This window comes from Virgibacillus sp. M23 (assembly GCF_034190895.1).
Taxonomy (GTDB): Bacteria; Bacillota; Bacilli; order Bacillales; family Amphibacillaceae; genus Virgibacillus; species Virgibacillus salarius.
Genome location: NZ_JAWDHA010000060.1, coordinates 1 through 19,766, shown reverse-complemented (window position 1 = coordinate 19,766; position 19,766 = coordinate 1). Strand labels below are relative to the sequence as shown.

General features: G+C 35.3%; 20 protein-coding genes and 1 pseudogene. 15 read left to right on the top strand and 6 right to left on the bottom strand.

What is annotated here, in order from left to right; all coding sequences use genetic code 11:
• Positions 1 to 12 precede the first annotated feature (12 nt).
• Together RVS70_RS17725 and RVS70_RS17720 are read left to right on the top strand one after the other, a co-directional pair.
• Complete coding sequence (locus tag RVS70_RS17725; RefSeq protein WP_026683015.1) at positions 13 to 324, top strand: cupin domain-containing protein; 312 nt, start codon at positions 13 to 15, stop codon at positions 322 to 324.
• A 95-nt stretch (positions 325 to 419) separates the two neighbouring features.
• A complete protein-coding gene (locus RVS70_RS17720) occupies positions 420 to 1,769 on the top strand; it encodes a purine-cytosine permease family protein (protein WP_321134249.1) in 1,350 nt (449 codons plus the stop codon).
• 84 nt (positions 1,770 to 1,853) lie between these two features.
• Here RVS70_RS17720 and RVS70_RS23430 read toward each other — a convergent pair.
• The 3 genes and pseudogenes from RVS70_RS23430 to RVS70_RS17710 all read right to left on the bottom strand — a co-directional run.
• Positions 1,854 to 1,954 (bottom strand): annotated as a pseudogene (locus tag RVS70_RS23430) (GNAT family N-acetyltransferase); the annotation flags it as partial.
• A 53-nt stretch (positions 1,955 to 2,007) separates the two neighbouring features.
• A complete protein-coding gene (locus RVS70_RS17715; protein ID WP_166530766.1) occupies positions 2,008 to 2,475 on the bottom strand; it encodes an ASCH domain-containing protein in 468 nt (155 codons plus the stop codon).
• A 119-nt stretch (positions 2,476 to 2,594) separates the two neighbouring features.
• Positions 2,595 to 3,446 carry a DMT family transporter gene (locus tag RVS70_RS17710; RefSeq protein WP_121604909.1) on the bottom strand — a complete coding sequence of 284 codons (852 nt, stop codon included), beginning with the start codon at positions 3,444 to 3,446 and terminating at the stop codon, positions 2,595 to 2,597.
• Between the two features lie 127 nt (positions 3,447 to 3,573).
• Between RVS70_RS17710 and RVS70_RS17705 the strand changes: the two genes are divergently transcribed.
• From RVS70_RS17705 to RVS70_RS17675, 7 genes are all read left to right on the top strand, one after another.
• On the top strand, positions 3,574 to 3,720 hold the full coding sequence (locus RVS70_RS17705) for a hypothetical protein (protein WP_200862596.1): 147 nt from the start codon (positions 3,574 to 3,576) through the stop codon (positions 3,718 to 3,720).
• Between the two features lie 534 nt (positions 3,721 to 4,254).
• Positions 4,255 to 4,986 (top strand): polysaccharide deacetylase family protein, encoded by a 732-nt coding sequence (locus RVS70_RS17700; protein ID WP_121604911.1) that lies wholly within the window; start codon positions 4,255 to 4,257, stop codon positions 4,984 to 4,986.
• Between the two features lie 769 nt (positions 4,987 to 5,755).
• Complete coding sequence (locus tag RVS70_RS17695) at positions 5,756 to 6,082, top strand: hypothetical protein (protein ID WP_121604912.1); 327 nt, start codon at positions 5,756 to 5,758, stop codon at positions 6,080 to 6,082.
• 73 nt (positions 6,083 to 6,155) lie between these two features.
• Positions 6,156 to 6,806, top strand: coding sequence for a DUF5819 family protein (locus RVS70_RS17690; protein ID WP_162986393.1), 651 nt, complete (start codon positions 6,156 to 6,158; stop codon positions 6,804 to 6,806).
• A gap of 194 nt (positions 6,807 to 7,000) precedes the next feature.
• Positions 7,001 to 7,963, top strand: coding sequence for an HTTM domain-containing protein (locus tag RVS70_RS17685; protein ID WP_121604914.1), 963 nt, complete (start codon positions 7,001 to 7,003; stop codon positions 7,961 to 7,963).
• Positions 7,935 to 8,357 carry a DUF393 domain-containing protein gene (locus RVS70_RS17680; protein ID WP_321134244.1) on the top strand — a complete coding sequence of 141 codons (423 nt, stop codon included), beginning with the start codon at positions 7,935 to 7,937 and terminating at the stop codon, positions 8,355 to 8,357. Before RVS70_RS17685 ends, RVS70_RS17680 begins: the two co-directional genes overlap by 29 nt.
• Before the next feature lie 73 nt (positions 8,358 to 8,430).
• Positions 8,431 to 9,630 (top strand): transglutaminase-like domain-containing protein, encoded by a 1,200-nt coding sequence (locus RVS70_RS17675; protein WP_321134243.1) that lies wholly within the window; start codon positions 8,431 to 8,433, stop codon positions 9,628 to 9,630.
• A gap of 346 nt (positions 9,631 to 9,976) precedes the next feature.
• On the opposite strand, the gene RVS70_RS17670 is transcribed toward RVS70_RS17675, so the two are convergent.
• Together RVS70_RS17670 and RVS70_RS17665 are read right to left on the bottom strand one after the other, a co-directional pair.
• Positions 9,977 to 10,831, bottom strand: coding sequence for a Cof-type HAD-IIB family hydrolase (locus tag RVS70_RS17670; RefSeq protein WP_321134241.1), 855 nt, complete (start codon positions 10,829 to 10,831; stop codon positions 9,977 to 9,979).
• 1 nt (position 10,832) lies between these two features.
• Positions 10,833 to 11,612 carry a DeoR/GlpR family DNA-binding transcription regulator gene (locus tag RVS70_RS17665; RefSeq protein ID WP_321134238.1) on the bottom strand — a complete coding sequence of 260 codons (780 nt, stop codon included), beginning with the start codon at positions 11,610 to 11,612 and terminating at the stop codon, positions 10,833 to 10,835.
• Positions 11,613 to 11,770: 158 nt separating this feature from the next.
• Here RVS70_RS17665 and RVS70_RS17660 point away from each other — a divergent pair, with 158 nt between their 5' ends.
• Positions 11,771 to 12,079, top strand: a complete 309-nt coding sequence (locus RVS70_RS17660) for a putative quinol monooxygenase (protein ID WP_121604919.1) — start codon at positions 11,771 to 11,773, stop codon at positions 12,077 to 12,079.
• A gap of 408 nt (positions 12,080 to 12,487) precedes the next feature.
• Here RVS70_RS17660 and RVS70_RS17655 read toward each other — a convergent pair whose 3' ends face one another.
• Positions 12,488 to 12,652, bottom strand: a complete 165-nt coding sequence (locus tag RVS70_RS17655; RefSeq protein WP_161629302.1) for a hypothetical protein — start codon at positions 12,650 to 12,652, stop codon at positions 12,488 to 12,490.
• A gap of 302 nt (positions 12,653 to 12,954) precedes the next feature.
• On the opposite strand from RVS70_RS17655, the gene trhA reads away from it, so the two are divergent.
• The 5 genes from trhA (at position 12,955) to RVS70_RS17630 (ending at position 18,943) form a co-directional block, all read left to right on the top strand.
• Positions 12,955 to 13,599 carry a PAQR family membrane homeostasis protein TrhA gene (gene trhA, locus RVS70_RS17650; RefSeq protein WP_121604920.1) on the top strand — a complete coding sequence of 215 codons (645 nt, stop codon included), beginning with the start codon at positions 12,955 to 12,957 and terminating at the stop codon, positions 13,597 to 13,599.
• Between the two features lie 191 nt (positions 13,600 to 13,790).
• Positions 13,791 to 14,597 (top strand): YihY/virulence factor BrkB family protein, encoded by an 807-nt coding sequence (locus RVS70_RS17645; RefSeq protein WP_121604921.1) that lies wholly within the window; start codon positions 13,791 to 13,793, stop codon positions 14,595 to 14,597.
• Between the two features lie 325 nt (positions 14,598 to 14,922).
• A complete protein-coding gene (locus RVS70_RS17640; protein ID WP_321134234.1) occupies positions 14,923 to 16,752 on the top strand; it encodes a MotA/TolQ/ExbB proton channel family protein in 1,830 nt (609 codons plus the stop codon).
• Positions 16,742 to 17,434: an OmpA family protein gene (locus tag RVS70_RS17635; RefSeq protein ID WP_026683024.1), complete on the top strand. Its 693-nt coding sequence runs from the start codon at positions 16,742 to 16,744 to the stop codon at positions 17,432 to 17,434. The genes RVS70_RS17640 and RVS70_RS17635 overlap by 11 nt, the downstream gene beginning before the upstream one ends.
• 285 nt (positions 17,435 to 17,719) lie before the next feature.
• Positions 17,720 to 18,943 (top strand): MFS transporter, encoded by a 1,224-nt coding sequence (locus RVS70_RS17630; protein ID WP_166530756.1) that lies wholly within the window; start codon positions 17,720 to 17,722, stop codon positions 18,941 to 18,943.
• The last annotated feature ends 823 nt before the right edge of the window (positions 18,944 to 19,766 follow it).

The following is a 19,766-nucleotide window of genomic DNA, read 5'->3' as shown; positions in this document are numbered from 1 at the left end:
GGCGGAGTAGATATGAAAATAAAAGAAGATGGTCTCAAAAAATTAGGATTAACGACTTTATTTACAAACAAAGAAAAAACTGTGAAGTTTGGCACAGCTATTATTGCACCTGGTGAACGGGTACCTGTAGTGGGTGTTTCCTCTCATTTTGAACATGAATATTCCGTTATTGTAAAAGGAAAAATAGCTGGTGAAAGTGGCGGGGAAGCCTTTGAAGTTGGAGAATCTGCTGCAACTTTCATCCCAGCAGGTGAGGAGCATTGGGCAATAAATAATAGTGATGCTCCCTGTGAAATAGTCTGGTTACTTGTAAATGAACAGTAAAAGGAAAGTAAACAATAAGTAGAAAGGAAAGCATCTTTTCTACTATTGTTTTACAGATTTTTTTCAGAATATTGAATTATTAGGGGTGAATACAATTGAATGAGAAAAAAGGGAAAGCAATAGAACAAGATAATGCTCTACAAGCAGTTCCAATCGATCAACGTCAGCATTGGATGACTCCAGCAATGATATTTGGTGGTCTTGAATTTACGATACCTGTATTAATGGTCGGAGCTACACTTGCGGGTAGCTTTGGACTTGGGGAAACATTCTTTATTCTTTTAGTAGCTCTATTTGGTATACAATGGATAGGAAATGCATTACAAGGGTATATTGGTGCCAAAACAGGACGTTCCTCATCTGTTATAGCCCGAACTAGTTTTGGTGCGATGCAAGCAAGGTTTATTGTAGGTTTAACTATTTTTGTAGTCTCGCTTGGATGGTGGGCCGTACAGACATCTGTGGCAGGTAATGCGATATCTGCGATGTTTGGAATTGATTACACCACACAATGGGGGCTATGGGCATGTATAACGGCGATAGCGGGTTTGCTTTTTGCTATACCCTCTATTATTGGGTATAGTTCCATGAAATGGACAGATTATATTGCTGTTCCTGCTGGACTTCTTCTAATTGGAGCGGGAATTTATTTTGCATTAAGAAATACAGGGTGGGAAACAATCTCCAATTGGAATCCAGCCCCTTCGATGGGGATATTTGCAGCTATTAGTTTAGTTATTGGTGTAAATGTATCTCAGTGGGTTATTGCTTCAGATTATACACGATATGCTAAACCAACAATAAAGGATAATGCACTTATTCCTGCAGGTATTGCCATCATAGGCCTTCCACTATTTATTGTAGGAGCTGTTATGTCTGTTGGAGTTGGGGAGGCAGATATTGTTAATGTAATGTTGAATCTAGGGTTTCCAGTGTGGGGATTTTTAATTCTCTGGTTTGCCACATGGACGAGTCAATTGGTTAATAATTATAGTATGGGATTAGCATTGTCTAATATGTTAAATGTGAATTCCAATAAGGGAAGAGCGTTGCTCACCTTTGCTGGTACAGTCGTTGCTATTATCATATCATTAGCGGGTATTCTTGATTATTTTATGGACTTTTTATATTTAACTGCATTAGTGTATCCAGCAATTGCGGGTGTAATAATGGTAGACTTCTTTTTTATCCGTAAACGTACGTGGACAGATCATCAAGGCTGGAACTGGATGGCTACTATTGCTTTAGTGGTAGGTACAATGCTAGGTTATTTGACACAGTATGTAACTACTTTTGGTCTTCCTGCTGTTCAGTCACTAATTGCTTCAGGCTTCGTCTACTATATTTCAATGAAAATGAAAGCAAAGGTAGCACCTGACCATTTTACAAGCATTGCTACATGTGGCTACGAAGAGAGCAATTACAATGAAACTGTAAGTAAGTAACAAAAGGGCTTGATTCATTCTGTGAATCAGCCCTTTTTTATTAAATGATAGGGGAGCGAATCAATGGAACGAACCTCCATTGTTCTATAAGGTAGTGATTACTTTAACGACTGCCATTTCTTTACCAAACCTTTCACCATTATCAATAAATCCTAACTAGCGTAGAGGTGATGAGCGCTAGTATTGAGTCATTCACATGCTATATTTTGATAAGTATTTCTTTTCTTTAATTTATACCTTAATCCTTATAAACATCCATTACCTTAAATGTTTGACAGACTAGTAATAAGTCGGGGGTAAAAGTAAGGCCGTACTGACTTAATTCCCAAGTGAAAAATTTGACATGCTCACGATACCAATAATCATAGCTTAAATCTCCTTCGCCCTCAGATCTTGCAAAATCACTTGATACTTCATTCATTTTTATAAAATCGATCTTTGTATATTTTATAATTGCTAATGGATTATTATCACCGTCTAATACAATATCATACTGACCAACTTTTGGAATTTCTTCTCCTTCCAGTTCATAAACACAATGAGCAGCGCATGTTCCAGTTTTGATTCCATTAACGACTAAACTTCCTAATTCATCTCCCATTTCTTTGGTACCATCCCCAAACATCCATGCTTCTGGAAGGTTCATGTTTAAATCATTCTCTTTAGCGTACATATTCCAATATTTTTTAATCTTATTATTAAACATTAATTATTCCCCTTTAGTAGTAAATGCGATAAAACAAAGTGACCATAACCTATTGTCTGTTATTTTGGGAAAACATGTATTACTATTAAATGACCTACATATTAGAAAAGATGTTACAATTATTTAACTGCATTGTTCCTTAAAAACATATAGAATGATGCACCGAAGATTGTAATATACCCAATTATACTCCAAACGTCGGGAATTTGATCGAATAAAACAATGCTGATGAACGCCGAATAAATTACTGTAGAATAGAAGAATATGGATATTTCTTTTGCAGGAGCATATTTATATGCAATCGTAATACCGAATTGACCAACAGTTGCAAATACACCAGCTGCTAGTAGATATGTCCATTGTTGCAGGCTCATTGATTCATAAAAAACAAGCACGAATGGCAGCAATATCATTGTCGTGAAGAATGAAAAATAAAAAACGACTGTATAAAACTGTTCTTTACTTCCTAATACGCGTAATACGGTGTATGCTCCTGCGGCAAACACAGCTGAAAGAAAACCGGCGAGATAAGGTATCGTATCTACCGAGAATGCTGGTTTAATAATAAATAAAGTTCCGATAAAGGCAATAATTATAGCAACAACTTGAAAAGTACGTGTTCTTTCTTTTAAAAAGATTGCTGCAAATATAATAGTAAGAAATGGACTTAACTTGTTTAGCATATCTGCATCAGATAGAACAAGATGGTCAATAGCATAGAAATATAAAATAATACCAATTGCTCCTAAACTAGATCGTAGCAAGAGAATTTTTTGATTCTCTTTTTTACCAAATAAACGTTCCTTATAATATTTGACGAATCCAAATGCAATAATCATGGAAATAGCATTTCGAAAGAACGTTTTTTGAACAGTTGGTACATCACCTGATAGCTTAACAAAAGCTGCCATCATAGAAAAACCAAATGCAGATAAAAGTAGTAAGATAATTCCTTTATTTCGATTGCTCATGGTGTCCTCCAATCATGTTGAATGGCAGTTATACTTTTATAGTTGGCCTCAACACCGTAATATTTTGTCATAAAGTCTATGTGTTGTCTACTAAAGTATTTTATCTATATAAAAAAGGGGGATGATGATGGAAAAAGAAATGGTTGGTTATTGTGCGGTATGCCATAAGCCTATTTACTGTCATGGTGGATTTTTAGAAGGAAACATAGGGAATGATAAGGTACTTCGATGCCTTGCTTGTACAAATGAGGATGAAGTTGTTTCTGACCAGTAATTATAAACACACATATCTCTCTCGTTTAATCGTGTTTATATTTAAACGAGGTGTATGTATTGTTCAACTATGTTTCTTTATAATACCTGTAATTCGCGAGTAAATGATGTTAATACTTCGACCTTGATCCTAACCGATTAACTGCCCCCAGGTGGTGATGCCATTTTATGTAAGGATTTTCTTCATCAAAAATAGGTATCATATGCGCAATGATGGATGCACTTCAATTCGTCTTCCCTAATGCTACATATGTTGATATTCAAGAAGCTATTAATAAACAGCGACTTAAGAAATTAAAAGTGAAATTTTCTATTTGCAAGAGTTGATCATACTATTTAGCAATTACAGGTACTACCACTAACGACATCAAGTATGTCTTTAATCAGTTTTTAAACGTTTCCCTTGATGTTAAAATTCCTTAACTATCCTTGAAATATCTCTAAATCCCACTAGCCACTCCGAATCCAAATAATGAATATAATATTCTAAGATAGTCATAATAAAACAGTAGGTAAGGGGGATGAGTTTATTGATATGAAATTGTTAAGATATTCTTTACTTTTCTATATTACTTTATTAACAATAATTATATTTTGTAGAGTTTCTATTGCAGATGTATCTAACTATCCATTGCAAATAAATTATCCGAACATAATGATGTATCAAGGGAAAACTCACCAAAAGGTTATTGCATTAACCTTTGATGATGGCCCTGATCAACAGTATACCCCGAAAATTTTAGATATATTAAAAAGGGAAGGGGTTCCGGCAACCTTTTTCTTAATGGGTGCACGTGTTTCAAAGTATCCTAATGTGGCAAGGAGAATTGTTGAAGATGGTCATAGTGTTGGTAACCATTCATTTTGGCATCCTCAATTGACAAAGACTAGTGTTAATCGGATGAAATGGGAAATTAAGAGTACAGAAAAACAAATATTATTAGCTACGGGAGTAAGTTCGACACTCTTCAGAGCACCATATGGAGATATAAGTGAAAAATTTGTACAAGAGCTCGGTAATATGGGATATAAAGGCATTGGCTGGTCTATTGATACGGAGGATTGGAAGGAACTTTCAAACACAGACATTTCTCAAACTGTGCTTAACTTAGCTCATCCAGGAGCTATAGTACTTATGCATAGTGCTGGACATAGTTCGCAGGACCTAACGGGAACAGTCGAATCACTAAAAAATATGATAACAATTCTTAAGCGGAGAGGATATCGTTTTGTAACAATTCCTGAACTGTGGAATCTTAATAACTAATGTATATTACCATGTAGTTTGTCATCAAATGAAGTACCCACTTAGTAATGTAATAACATATCCGTAGTTCTATGTAGATGATTTTTAAAAAAATGAGTGAAATATTTCCTCTATACACTCAGATTTACAACGCTAAGCACAATCTTAAGGACAATTTTAATCGGTTTACTTTGATGGGAACATATCATATATGTTCTTTATCTTATTTTCTTTTGCCCCCTCTGTAATTAATTAGCGATGCTAACCTTATATTTAAACTTAAAACTTCCTATCTATTAAATATTAGACGATCATTCAAAATAGAATCATAAACGTTTTCAAAAAGACCTTTGGACAGGCATGATTACAGGGAAGTACACCAATAGTAAGAAATATTTGCTCACGTCATCCATGCTTTCATGACCACTACTCTAAACTACCTTCTGATCCCCTATGGAATAGCTGGCTGTATTAAACCTAAATTTGCTCTCATAATTTGTGTAAAAAATATTAACTTTTTTTTACATGTTTTCAACAAATTATGACATTAATTGCATTTTACCTGTGTTACTTTGTACATGAAATAGGTTTATTACTATCTAGAAGGAGGATAGAAAGTACAAGAAGTTCGATGGTAAGTAGTAAGTAAACGAAGAAATTCATATGTTCTCATTATCGACTTTTTGTACAACCTCTTTGAAGGAGGGGATCTATGAATAAGATATCAAGATAAGTACAGGTCGGTGTAGTTGGTAATTTATTTTTTAATATGAATGGGAGGAATAGTTTAATGAAAAAAAAGCTAATAACAGGAGTCTTAACATTAAGTTTATTTATTGGAGGTACTGCTACAACATCTGTCCTTGCCGGTGCTGATGATATTGAAACGCAAACAGCTGTCCAGACTGAATTAGCTTCTAACAATGAAGTGTCTCCTGAAGCAACTCCAGCAGCTGCAGGAGCTTATGCAATGCAAGCTTCGCGTGTTGCAGCAACAGCTTTTGTTGGAGGGTTTACAGCTAAAGCCGGTGCTGATGCATATGATGCATTAGGAGGCAGTGCAATGAATGCAAGCCCGACTGGTTATGAAAATATTAAAGTGGTTTTTGATCAATAAATATTTACATTAAATAAAAGGCGATTGTCCCAAAACATGGGACAATCGTCCAATAGATAGAGGTGATATTATGTTGAAAAAAATTATTATAATATTTTCTATTATTTTGTTTTCCATACATTTTTTATTTACCGCTATTTATTTAGCCCCTTTTAATCCTGTAAAAGCAAAATTCGGATTTATAATAAATGGATATATGGAACCTTTGTTTTCACAGAACTGGAGATTATTTGCTCCCAATCCAGCAAGTACGAACAACCAATTCCTAGTACGTGCAGAATTGGCTAATGGAGAGACAACAGAATGGATTAATTTAACGTCTTTTATGATTGAAAAGAACTATAAAAATCGTTTTACACCTTATAATCGTTTAGTTAGAATTCAGCGAGGCGCTTTTACTGCCCTTCATCAAAAAGATGACATAACCATGAAGCTATCTGAAAAAGTAGAAGAAAAAAAATTAAATAAGGAAGATTTTGACTATATTCTGGATAATGAAATGATGAAAGAGCAAAGAGAAGATGGGATTGACATATTAAATCGTTATGCTCAATCTTACGTAAGCAGTTTATATCCTGGAGAAGATATAGCACGTACACAATTAATCGTTAGACAAACAGAGGCTACACCTTATTCGGAACAGAGCAATCCAACCTTTAAAAATAAAACAAATATACATGAATTTGAATGGCGAGAATTCGAAAAAGTTTCCCCTGTGTTTTAATGCATTTTCAACAGTTATCTATCGCCAGAGGTACCCGGGTAATCTGAGTAAGAGAACACGTCACATAAAAGATGTGATTAATTAATTCTAACTATTTTAAATCACGTCATTTTCATTCGTAAGGGCTTTTTATGGATATGCTTTAAATATTATAAAATTAAACCAAACATTTACTCAAAGGAGGATGCCAAGTTTTGAATAAAATTTATGAGAAGCTATCTACACAAAAACATATGTTAATGGGAACCAGTTTAATTAGAATTGCTTTTGGTCTATTAATTTTATATTTCTATTTTATTCATTATGGGCAACGAAGATTTCTGTGGGGACCAAATGGGATGCAGGATCATGAAACTTTAACAAAACAACTGTTTACCACTAATAATTTTTCTATCTATCAATTAAATGATTCCTTACTGTACTTTGAAATCATTTTTCATATCGGTGTTGTAATCGCTTTTTTCTTTACTATTGGATTCATGGGAAGACTAACAGCTATCTTAAACTTCATTTTTATTTGGTCTCTTCAACATGCAAATGTTTTAATTCTAGATGGTGGAGACAATGTAATGAGGATCATTCTATTTTATTTGTTATTTGCAAATACTACGGCATTTTTTTCACTGGATGGTTATAGAAGAAAACAGAAAGTTTCCAGTATTACCCTGTCACCGTCTTTATCCAATGCATTTCATAATTTAGCTGTTCTTGCTTCCATTATACAAGTCTCCTTTATGTATTTAACATCTGGTATGCACAAGATCATGGGAGAAGTTTGGCAAAACGGTACAGCACTTTACTATATCTTACAAGTAGACGAATACACCCATCCGTTTTTTAAGGAGTTAGTTATATCATCCGACTTTTTATTACTGATTGGTGCATATGGAGCTATTTTTGCGCAAATAACATATCCATTTTTATTATTCAATCGCTACACTAGATATATTGCTATCTTTAATATTATCGCTATGCATATAGGCATTGCGATAGTGATGGGATTGTTTACTTTTTCTGCGACAATGATTTCCATACAACTTGTTTTACTGAAAAATGAAGAGTATGAACGAGCATACACAGCTGTGAAAAGATTATTATCCAAATTAAGGCTCAGAAAGGGGAAGCAATATGAAGTTGAACAGATCGAACAAGTCTAAAGAAAAGAATCGTGTCCTTGTTTTTTATGATACTTGGTGCCCTGTTTGCACAAGAAGCATGAAAATACTAGCAAAAATGGATTGTTTCCGTCGTCTTCAATATGAGTCTACTAGAAATATAGCTGTTTTAAATGAATACGGCTTAGAATATGAAAAAGTGGAAAAACGAATGCACACCATTATCATAATAAATGGTGTAATAGAAGAAGGAATAGATAGTATATTACGTATAGCTAAACAAGTCCCATTTTTATGGCCCGTGGTCCCCTTGCTTAAACTGTTTATTTGGGTGGGGGTGGGGTCTAGGTTATATGACTGGTTGGCAAGTAAGCGAAAAATACTTCCAGTTGGAGGATGTGAAGGTGATTCTTGTAGGATCCATGATAAAAGTTAATCGATATTGATAAATACAAAAACCATTTGTAATACAAGGTTTTTACTAAAATAAGTAAAAAGCAGGTGAAACTTTGAAAAATAAAGTAACCTATACTTTTCAATATTTTAATTCTACTTCCGCTAATGTATACCTATGGCTAGCATCTCCACCAGAGACGAGGTATCAGAAAATAATAAACGAGCAGAAATCATTACCCGTTCAAGAAAATGAAGATATGATTGGTAATCAGATTAGTTTCTATAAAATTGAATCTGGTGAAACAATGAAAGCATCTTACGAGATAGAGCTGTTAAGCAAAACAGAAGATAGTCTGCCAGAATTGACCCAAGAAGAAAAAAATTTCTTTTTAAGGTCGACACCTATGGTTTGTGTAAACGAAGAAGTAAGGCACATCGCTTTCAATGTCATTAGAAGTGAAACAAATCCAAAAGAACAAACAAAATTACTGTTTTTTTATATCGTCAAGCATTATAACTATAAATTTCCTCCAAAAGCTAGGGGGGTTACACATTTCCTCAAAGATAAGAACGGAGATTGTGGTGAATTTTCTTTTCTATATGCAGCCCTTTGTCGTGCTATTGGTATCCCTTGCCGTGTAATGGTAGGGGCGTTTACAGGTGGAAAACATCAGCCGCATGTATGGAATGAAATTTACTTGGAACAAGAAGGTTGGATACCAGTTGATACAAGTATGGCTACTACAGTAAAAAAACAGTTCTGGAGATACATTTTCTCTCCTATTCAAACTTTATCTTGGAAAGCGTACTATGGGAAAACAGATAATCAGCGAATTACTTTTTCTATTGACACAGAACATACCCCGACTCCCGCTTATCCAAAAGTATCTGTACAGAATAGGCATATCTACAACACGTTTGATATAGCGGGAAAGTCATTTATTTGGGGGAAAGATGTAGTGCAACAAAAAATACCCTATCTCCAGCCTATTTATTTCTATTATGAAGATGAACAACCATTGAAAGATAGAACGGAGCATTATGTTGGTTTGTGGAGCGTTCATGAAACTGGAAATAAAAAATTAATACTACTACTTAGATCCGTGTTCGGATATAGTGCTTTCCTATTAGCAATGTTCTATTTTGTCACCAAATGGGAACCTTTAAGTATTCTGTTTCCAGTACCTGCGTTTCTGTTCTGTTTATCTTTTGTTATAAGAAAAGAGCGAGTGTTATTCTTCTCGATAGCTACCATTTTTTTTGGTATTATTTTGCTAATGGTAAGTATAGGAGCAATTTCTACTATTCTATAATTCCTTTTGGTCACTATTGTCCACCTCCATATTTTTTGAAATGCTATAAAGTTTTAAACTTATACGTACTGGGAAATGAATAAAAAGAATTTTATAGAAAGGAGTTTTTTCTTGAATAAAATGACTCCGGCAGCGATAAATTGCACGCAGAAAAAGCGTGCTTCTTTTTAAAGGCGTCTCGCATATTCAGTGGCTATATTATTTTTATTCTAATCAAAAAGCTTGTAGAGACTAGGATTTCTACAAGCTAAAGCATGTCCAATAAGGGACACGCTCAGAAAATACGCTGCATGTTACGCCGTCATCTTCGACGTCACGCCAAACAGAGTATCATTCCGTAATTTTCTTAACGTAATGAATGAATAAAGTGAGCGACGCCATCTTCTGTATTAGGCAAAGTAACTACTTGACACGAATTTTTAATTTTCTGAGGGGCATTCCCCATTGCTGCACTTTTACCAGCGATTTCCAACATCGATAAATCGTTAAAACTATCACCGATGGCCGCTGTTTCTGATAGCTCAATTCTAAATTCCTCTGCTAGCATGCTTAATGCATTTCCTTTGGAAGCATCAATGTGCTCTAATTCAAAGTTATGCTCTGCTGAAGAAACAATCGATAAATTGGCTAGATTTTTAAAGTGGTTTCTTCCTTTTTCCAACTTTTCTTTATTGAACGAAAATGCAAGAACATTATAAACATCCAAATCCTGACCAATGAAGTCTCGGTAGGAACGTATAAATGAAAAGCCAGTTTGACTAAACTGCTTATTTGCAGCATCGGATAACTGATCTACATTAATTTCTGGGTTCGCACTTTTCATTCTATCTATTTCGATTGCTAGTAATTCTCTGCCATGCTGTGGTGTGTAGATGGCATGATTACTAAATACTTCATAATAATAGTCCTCTTTTTCAAGCCAGTTCAGTATGTTGACTGCATCCTGTTTTTGAATTGCTTTCGATCGGTATAATTTACCATTTGGGCTGTGTATGGTTGCTCCATTCGCTCCAATAATCCACGTGTTAATACCCGTGTCTTTAAAAAGTGTTTGAACATCAAAGTGCGCACGCCCAGTAGCGATAACGACTTCTATCCCTTTCGACTGAGCAGAAGTTATCGCTTCGAGGTTTTTTATACTTATCTTGTTGTTTTCGTTTAGCAAGGTTCCATCCAAATCAATGGCGATTAATTTTGTCATGTTAGTCATCTCCTATTTCATGCAAATCTGTGGTTAATAGCTCTACATTATGCTTAGTTAGTAACTCTCTAAACGCTTGTGAAGGAGTTCGATCGGTTATTAATAAATCGATATCACGTATCTCAGCAAAGCGGAAAAAATCTGATTTTCCTAACTTCGTACTATCGGCTAAAACAATAACTTGCTTTGCCTGTTGCATCATTTTTCTTTTTACAATCCCATCTTCTTCATGAGCGACGGTTAATCCATGTTCAGATATTCCTACTACACCAATAAACGCTTTATCAACAAGGTATTCTGAAAGTTTACTAATGACTGATGGACCATATAAATAACGGTGATCCTTTTCCAAGGTTCCTCCAAGTAGTTGAATATTCATTTCAGATTTAGTAGATAATAGATCTGCCTGATTAATTGAATTTGTAATGATTGTACAGTTAATATTATTGAGCTGCTCAGCACAGGATTGAACAGTTGTTGATGCGTCTAAAATGATTCTGTCTCTTGGGTAAATGAGCATAGCCGCTTTTTTTCCAATACTTTTTTTTTCAATAGACACCATCGTTAAGCGATTGGAATAGCTTTTTACTTCATTATGATATGCTGGGAGAATAGCGCCTCCTCGTGTACGGATAATCGCTTGTTCTTCTTCCAATTTGACAAGATCTCTTCTGGCTGTGTCTCTGGAAATGGCAAACAAGGAACAGATTTGCTCAACAGATATCCTATTATTACGTTGAAGAAACTCCAGTATGCCAATCAATCTTTCTTCTTGATACAAACAGATCCGCCTCCATCATTCTGTGCTTTGTTTTCATTATACTATAAATATAAGTAATTGTAATTATTTTTAAGTTTTTTTAAGTGAAGTTAATGCTTTCGCCAAGCAGGATAATGACAATGATTTGCCGAACGAATAAATAAAAGGAGGGGTTTGGTTTGCGTAGATTTGGATTAATTACAAAGTTTACTGCTTTTGCTGGAAGGCAGGAATACTTAGCGGAAATACTTGTAAATGCAGGAGATGAAATGGAAGAATTAGAGGAGTGTCAGTTCTATATAGTTAACTTAGCAAATGAAAGGGATACAGATATCTATGTTTATGAATTGTGGGAAAGTCAGGAAGCACATCAGGATTCGTTAACTTTGAACGTAACACAAGCACTCGTTCAAAAAGCTAAGCCTTATATAAACAGTGTAGAAAGGATATGCACGCTAACACCAGTTAGAGGTAAAGAAGGTATTTAAATAACATAGGCTGTCGTAAAACGATTTACGATCATGCAACAACTGGAAGAGCTACAAAAGCTATTTACTTATGAGGAGTGTGAACCGTTGTTGTATGGAAAATATATGTTCTCCAATAGCGATGGGAAAAAAGTATTTTAATCGGAGAAATAACGAATAAATAGATTGATAGTTCGTGTAACGAAGCTGATCTGGAGTTACCGTGGGTCGCTGGTGAGCCTCTTCGTGCTGACACAGCTTTAAGTCGCAGATGTGTATCCACTCACAGGATAAGGGAAACTTCGGTAGCGATACAACCCACGTAGAAAAACATTTTTCTTAATCAAGGAGTTTTCGTATTTTCCGAAGATAATGTAGTGTGTTGCAGGTCTTTAGAAAAGACCAGCTTAGTTATCTTCATGCCTCGATCTAATCAGACTTTTTGTTTATCATTTGTAGGATTTCTTTTAGAATTTCATTTCTCTGCCTTTGAATTTGAATTATTTGGGTCAGAAACCAAATGACAAATACGATAAAACCTAAATAAAATAATGGTGGTATAAATCCAAATAATGAAATAAATGAATCATGCACTTTTGTTCATCCTTTCTTACTTATTCACTATGTTATTCGACAAGAAATGGCAATTATCCTTCAAAGATAGCTAAAGATAGTAGATAGGTTAAAGGCGGATCTATTTAAACCTGCAAAGGGTCTACTTCTCTGCTTCTACCAATTTAAATTGATTAAAGAGGTTCCAGCTTCTAATAAGAAAAAATATGGAGTAAGCTTATTAAGGTATTATATATATCTTATTGTTATACTATAATTAGTGATCAATGAGGGAGTAATGTAGAAAAATTATTTGTAAATATAGAACAGTAAGGAATGATCAATTGGCACAGACACATGTTTTTTCAAAAGGTGAGGAAATAGCCAATGCGATAACGCATGGGATAGGAGCATTAGGGAGTATTGCAGGATTGATTGTACTAATTGTATATTCATCCTTGTACGGGACAGCGTGGCATGTTGTTAGCTTTACGATATTCGGTACAACGATGGTAATTCTCTATTTATCATCAACGCTGGTACACGCATTTCCGCCAGGTAAGGCGAAAGATCTATTTGAAATCTTTGATCATTCGTCCATTTATCTATTTATTGCTGGGACATATACACCGTTTACTTTTCTTGTTATACAAGGTGCATTAGGATGGACAATGTTTGGTATTATTTGGGGACTTGCAATTGCCGGAACCGTATTTAAAGCGTACTTTGTGAAAAAATATCTGATAACCTCAACGATACTTTATATTGCAATGGGCTGGATGGTTACATTAGGATGGGATCAGATTGTTAATAATCTACATCCTAATGGTGTGACACTGCTTGTGATCGGTGGTCTCTGTTACACGTTTGGAGCTATTTTCTATGTATGGCGAGGTTTTCGTTATCACCATGCAGTGTGGCATCTGTTTGTTATAGCTGGGACAGCTACACACTTTTTTTGTGTATTGTTGTATGTATCCCGCATATAACTGACAGTAAGCCCCCATTTCAGCAAAAAAGTGAAACCAATACGGTTAAATGGTGGACGACTGCCAGTAAATGTCCGATTGGTTTAAGGGCCTTTAGGTCATACCCTTGTGGTACTACCAATCCGTGGGGAAAAACAAAACCCCACGGATAGAAGTTTTACTTTATGCGAGGTATGTAAGGAGTCTTCTTCATGGCTATTATTAGAGTACTTCAGAAGTTGGTAAATCGATATTTTACCTTCAAGGTCTATGATTTGTCTGCGCAAATGGCCTATTATTTTCTGCTTTCTATTTTCCCGTTTCTTTTAGTCATTTATTCGCTGCTTCCATATTTACCTATAAGCGAAGATTATATTATTGAACTTGTGCGTCCATTTGCCCCAGAAGGTACATATAGCTTAATCGAAAATACGATATCGAATATTTTAGCGAATCAACAGATGGCTTTTTTCAGTTTTCTGATCAGTATCTGGCTTTCTTCTATGGGTGTGCAATGCTTGAAACGAATTCTTAATGAAATTTATGGTATTCAAGCGAAGGAGAATTTTATTAAACAAGTTATCGAGGGTTTAGTATTAACACTTGGGTTAATGTTTGCTATTTTATTCACTGTAGTGATTCCGTTAGTGGATCGATTCATGCGACATTATTTACAGGATGTCCAGTTTATTGAGCGATTTCAAGGGTACTGGTTCTTGTTTCAATGGGGTGTCGGAAGCATATTTATAATGGTTTTCTTTATCGGATTGTATTATTTTGCTCCAAATATTAATCTCAAGGTGAGAAACGTGCTTCCAGGGGCAATCTTCTCAACGATTGGCTGGCAGATTGTTTCTATCGTTTTTTCATCATTTGTTAGCCAAAATAATTATACTGCTTTTTATGGTCAATTGGGTAGTATTGTTGTTCTAATGCTGTGGTTTTATTTTTCCGCCATGATCATTATTATGGGTGCATTATTGAATACAATCATCTTTCCTGTCACAACAGTTAAATAAAAATAAAATCAAACGTATAAATAACTAATTATGAAACTAAAAGGTGCTTCTCGTAGGAAAGACAGAGGAGCACCTTTTGGCTTGCTTTAAATTTTGTATTGTTGTGCACTTCTCCGTAGCAACACGCAGTTATCGTCTTATATCGTTGTTACAGAAGATTTTTTTGCAAACATCTTTCCTGTTCTTGCATCAGCTGGTTATATTTCAACAACTATACATGAATTGGCCATGCCATGAATAGCTATATAGTAAGATGTATACAGCATAAACATTCACTAAGACCTAACAAAGCAGCTGTTGAATCTCTACATTAGGGGGAAGATGAATGATTGAATCGATATTAAAACTATTTACTAGCGAACAAAAAGCAGAGGCGATCTTAGCAAACCCGATGATAGAGCTTATCTTTATCGTATTGTTTGTCACATTTATGGTCGCGCTTTTGGTACATTTGGCGTTGTTTAACAAGCTAAAGAAAATAAGGGATTTCTTAAAAGATACCAGTCAAATGGAGATAGAACCACTAGCTTCATTTAAACAACAATATGATAAGAAGCAGCAAGGAGAGGCTGTAAAAGCAGAAACATTCGTACAGGAGAAGTTTTCTAGTTGGCGTTTGTTTAATGTACCTGTGGTTAGTTTAATAAAAATAATTCAAATGACAGTTTCGATGTTTATTTTGATAGGGGTATTAGGAACATTTATAGGTTTAACGTCATCATTAAGTAGCATTAATATCGAAGGAAGTGATTTAGTCGAAGGGGTAGCGGGTGTTTTAGCAGGTATTGATGTTGCCTTTTATACGAGTATAGCAGGGATGGGCTTCTCACTGGTGATGACGGTATTGATTAAAGTACTCAATACGGAATTTATGCTCACAGATATTATGCTGATGACTGAATCAAAATTTGAAGAGAATGAACAGCACGGTATTAGTCAATTAATCCAAGTATCTGAAACCATTAATGAATCTATTCTAAGCTTGCAGGCAACGAACCAAGAGTCGTTACAGGGGATAGAAGCTGCATTTACTGGGTTTCAAGAATATACAACAGGACTTCAGCAGTCAGCAAAGGATTTAGCTTCATTTAATGATGGGCTCTCTGAAAATCTTCGTCATTTTCAACAACTTTTTGATTATATGAAGGATGTAACAGATGGGTTTTCTGAAGGAACTAAAAATCTGAATGAAAACTTCGAAGCATTATTTACGTATTTTAAGCGTATTGACGGCAGAAATGAACGAATGTTGAAAGCATTTGAAAATACCTATGAAAAGGTAAAAGAAGTTTCCCGTGCTCAATTAGATACACTCCAACAATTTGATAAATCGGTAGGTGATATGAAGCAATTTACTTCTGATCTGTTAGAAGAGCAAAGCTCGTTGCATACGATATTTGAAAGTATTAATGGTAAGTCCAAGGATTTAGTCGAGCGGATGGCCAGTCATAATAAGGAATTTAAGCAAGTCTTCGGCGAAGATCTTTCTACCAAGTTGACTGGGATTATGACACAGCTACGAGAGCTTTCTACAGGTTTTGATAAGATGGGGCATTCCATTGTGAAGCTCCCTGAAGCATTGGATGTTATTAATCAAACACAGGCAGAATATAAGCATTTATTGTCGGATCGTTTTACAGAACTAAAAGAATTTAATCAAACCTTCAATCAACATTTGAAGACACATTTAGCTGATTCGATGAATTTTGAGAAGCATATGCAGGAAGCTTCCAGCACATATGAACAATTGGGAATGAAAAATAACCAGTTAATTCAGGAAATGAATACGACCATTTCACAAATGAACCAAGCATTTCAACAACGAGAAAACCAGTTAGAGACAAGTGTAGGCGTCTTAAAGGATACGTTATCAACTTATGTGACAAATCTTGAAGGGTCACTTGGAAGTAAATTGGATAAAGTTGGTCAGGCGATTCGTGATTATATGCAAGGAGCAAATGATGGGATTCGCAAGGAATTTCAAGACCTACGTCGAACATCTGAAGCTAATGAACAGAGTCATGCCCGTTTAATTCAACAAACCTTGCAAGATCTTAACCGTGAGATTCAAATACTTAACCAACAGCTAACAGCTTTTGTACAGCGAACAACAACACCGAATAATCCGATAAGGTTGAGTCAGAATGAATACTAAATATCAACGATTATTTAAGCAGGATCAGGATGAAGGTCATTTCTGGCCATCTTTTACAGATTTACTGACAACCATTTTACTCTGCTTTATGCTAATTTTTATCTGTATGATGGTCATTAAATCATTACAGATTGAAGAAATGAAGGAAACACTAGATCAAATTATGGGAGTGCGTGCGAAATTGGTGAATGACTTAAAAGAAGAATTTAGCGGTTCAGAACTCGGGGTTGAAGTCGATGATAAGACAGGCGCCATTATTTTTAACACGGAAATTCTCTTTGAATACAACAAAGATGAATTAAAGCCAGAATCGTTTACTTTTTTAGATGAGTTCGTGCCAAAATATTTAGATATACTTTTGCAAAGTGGTTATGAACAATATATCGCGGAGATTATTATTGAAGGGCATACTGATCGAGATGGCACTTATTTATATAATCTAAAGCTTTCACAAGATAGGGCATATAGTGTTGCAGCATATATTTTAAGTGCGGATTTTCCATATAAGAATATTCAACAGCATTTAGAGGAAAAGCTGACCGTTAATAGCAAGTCATTTTCTGATGTTCGCACAGATGATAAGGGTGGATATAATGCGAAGAAATCTCGACGAGTTGAGTTCAAATTTCGATTAAAAGATGAGGAAATTCTGGAGAAGACAAGGGAGATTTTAGGTAAGTAAATGAAAAGAGAGTGAATGCGATGCATTAGTATTAAATTTAGAAATTAACAATATTGCATGCTTTTCGTCAATATGCTAATATATATAACAGCATATTCCTTTAAGATGGTCCAGAGAGACCAAAAAGGGTAGTGACGTGACTATTATAGTTATTAAAATAACCGTTCATGCCCTTTTCCTCTTCTGGATAAAGGGTATTTTATTTTATATTAACACTAAATAAGCTTCGGATGAAAACTCAACACCTTTAAACGAAGTCCAGTGAGGCTTGAAAGGAGACAAAAAATGAAATATCGTAACAAAGCAGTGGTAGCTTCCGTAACTGGTTTAACATTAGAAGGCATGGATATTATGTTCATTTCCTTTGCTATGTCTTTAATCGTTGCTGATTTTCAAATTGATTTAACTACGGGTGGATTTATATCATCTATTACAAATATAGGTATGCTTATCGGCGGCATAATCTTTGGTATATTAGCGGACAAGTTTGGTAGAGTACGTATTTTTACGTATACGATTTTCCTGTTTGCGATTGGTACGGCGCTAACTGGATTGGCAACTAACATTGAACAAGTATATATTTTCCGATTTATTGCAGGACTTGGGGCTGGCGGAGAATACGGTATTGGTATGGCGCTTGTCGCAGAAGCATGGCCGAAAAATAAGCAAGGGCGCGCTTCTTCTTATGTCAGTATTGGCGCTCAGTTCGGAGTTATTATAGCCGCTGTTTTAAGTTCTGTGCTCTTACCAATTTTTGGCTGGAGGGGCTTGTTTTTAGTTGGAATCATTCCAGTTATATTTGCTTATTTTGTTAGAAGAAATTTGCAAGAATCACCAGAATGGCTAGCAGCACAGAAGCAAAAACCGGCAATTCAAAAACAAGGTAAGCTAAAGCAACTGTTTCATTCGCCACGTGTTGCATTAACAACGATCGGCTTAGCTGTGATGGCAACTGTACAAATCGCTGGTTATAATGGTTTAATGATTTGGCTTCCAACGATGCTACAGCAATCTCAAGGATTATCTGTTTCAAGCTCAGCAATCTGGACAATCAGTACTGCTGTAGGAATGATTGCGGGGATGCTGACTTTTGGTAGGTTTATAGATAGATTTGGTTTAAAGGTTTCCTATGGTATTTTCCTCCTTGCTTCTGCGGCTGCTGTATTTATGTACGCATATGCAACTGGAAGTACTGGTGTACTCATCGGCGGAGCGATTGTTGGATTCTTTTCAAATGGGATGTTTGCTGGATATGGAGCCTTAATAAGCCGTTTCTATCGTGTTGATATTAGAAGTACGGCAACAAACACCATTTTTAATTTTGGGAGGGCCGTTGGTGGACTATCTCCAATTTTAGTAGGTTTTATTCTCGAACACGCCAGTATGTCATTAGCAATGACATACTTAGCAGCGCTATACTGCATCTCATTCATTGTCATGATGAGTCTGAAAATAGATAGAGGGAAAAATATCCATGACGATGAGGCAGTTGTATCAGAGGTTGTTTAATTAGTCAATAGGATTGGTTCCTGTTAGCAACAAGTCACAGTAGCCATCTAGCTGTTTATAATTTTGATAGTTTAATGAAACTTTACTATATTAACCATGTTATTCCGTCATAACAAAAATTCGGGAACAGCTACCTTTTACTTTTAGTATTGTAATGTGTACAGATGATAGATGATATAAAACCTAATCATATGCTAAAAAATAGACAAATGAATCCATTGAATCGCTAATGTATAGAAGAAGGCATTCCACACCATTTGCTATTCGCTTTGTCATACTAAATGGTATGATCCAGTATGTATACTTCGTGATCGAGGGGCAATCGCAGCTGTCTATCTAGTAGATTTCTCATTCATTCGTTGGAAATGATAGAAGTGAATGATCTATTTACTTCGGATAAGCAAAGGGTAGATAGATGGGATATTGTTGTTAATTTTACGAGAGTAATACATCATCGTAAGTAAAAATCCTATTCGCATTCCCGAACGGACAGAGATTTTACGATTCTTTTGTTACAGCTCTTAAAGGTTATTTTCACACAAGCATAGTTTGTGATTTTAAATACACTAATTAAAAAGCATGAGCCCGGTTACTATATCGTGCTCATGCCCAAACAGTTACCTAATGAAATAACTGTATCTAACTTTATGTGATCATTGCAAAATGCCGTTCTTTTTTTATATTGTTTATTTTTTATAAGTTAAGAAAGTATAAAATTAGTGCAATGACTGCGTTAAGCCAAGTAGTTATTTTGAAATGTTAGATGTATATTGGCAATGCTCCGACTAATTACTTCGCTTTCCGTGGGCACGGCCTCAACTAA

Excerpts from the sequence above, each read along its gene's own strand:
- RVS70_RS17725 (WP_026683015.1), top strand. The coding sequence starts at position 13 with ATGAAAATAAAAGAAGATGGTCTCAAAAAATTAGGATTAACGACTTTA.
- RVS70_RS17715 (WP_166530766.1), bottom strand. The coding sequence starts at position 2,475 with ATGTTTAATAATAAGATTAAAAAATATTGGAATATGTACGCTAAAGAG.
- RVS70_RS17710 (WP_121604909.1), bottom strand. The coding sequence starts at position 3,446 with ATGAGCAATCGAAATAAAGGAATTATCTTACTACTTTTATCTGCATTT.
- RVS70_RS17705 (WP_200862596.1), top strand. The coding sequence starts at position 3,574 with ATGGAAAAAGAAATGGTTGGTTATTGTGCGGTATGCCATAAGCCTATT.
- RVS70_RS17700 (WP_121604911.1), top strand. The coding sequence starts at position 4,255 with ATGAAATTGTTAAGATATTCTTTACTTTTCTATATTACTTTATTAACA.
- RVS70_RS17695 (WP_121604912.1), top strand. The coding sequence starts at position 5,756 with ATGAAAAAAAAGCTAATAACAGGAGTCTTAACATTAAGTTTATTTATT.
- RVS70_RS17680 (WP_321134244.1), top strand. The coding sequence starts at position 7,935 with ATGAAGTTGAACAGATCGAACAAGTCTAAAGAAAAGAATCGTGTCCTT.
- RVS70_RS17670 (WP_321134241.1), bottom strand. The coding sequence starts at position 10,831 with ATGACAAAATTAATCGCCATTGATTTGGATGGAACCTTGCTAAACGAA.
- RVS70_RS17645 (WP_121604921.1), top strand. The coding sequence starts at position 13,791 with ATGGCTATTATTAGAGTACTTCAGAAGTTGGTAAATCGATATTTTACC.
- RVS70_RS17640 (WP_321134234.1), top strand. The coding sequence starts at position 14,923 with ATGATTGAATCGATATTAAAACTATTTACTAGCGAACAAAAAGCAGAG.
- RVS70_RS17635 (WP_026683024.1), top strand. The coding sequence starts at position 16,742 with ATGAATACTAAATATCAACGATTATTTAAGCAGGATCAGGATGAAGGT.
- RVS70_RS17630 (WP_166530756.1), top strand. The coding sequence starts at position 17,720 with ATGAAATATCGTAACAAAGCAGTGGTAGCTTCCGTAACTGGTTTAACA.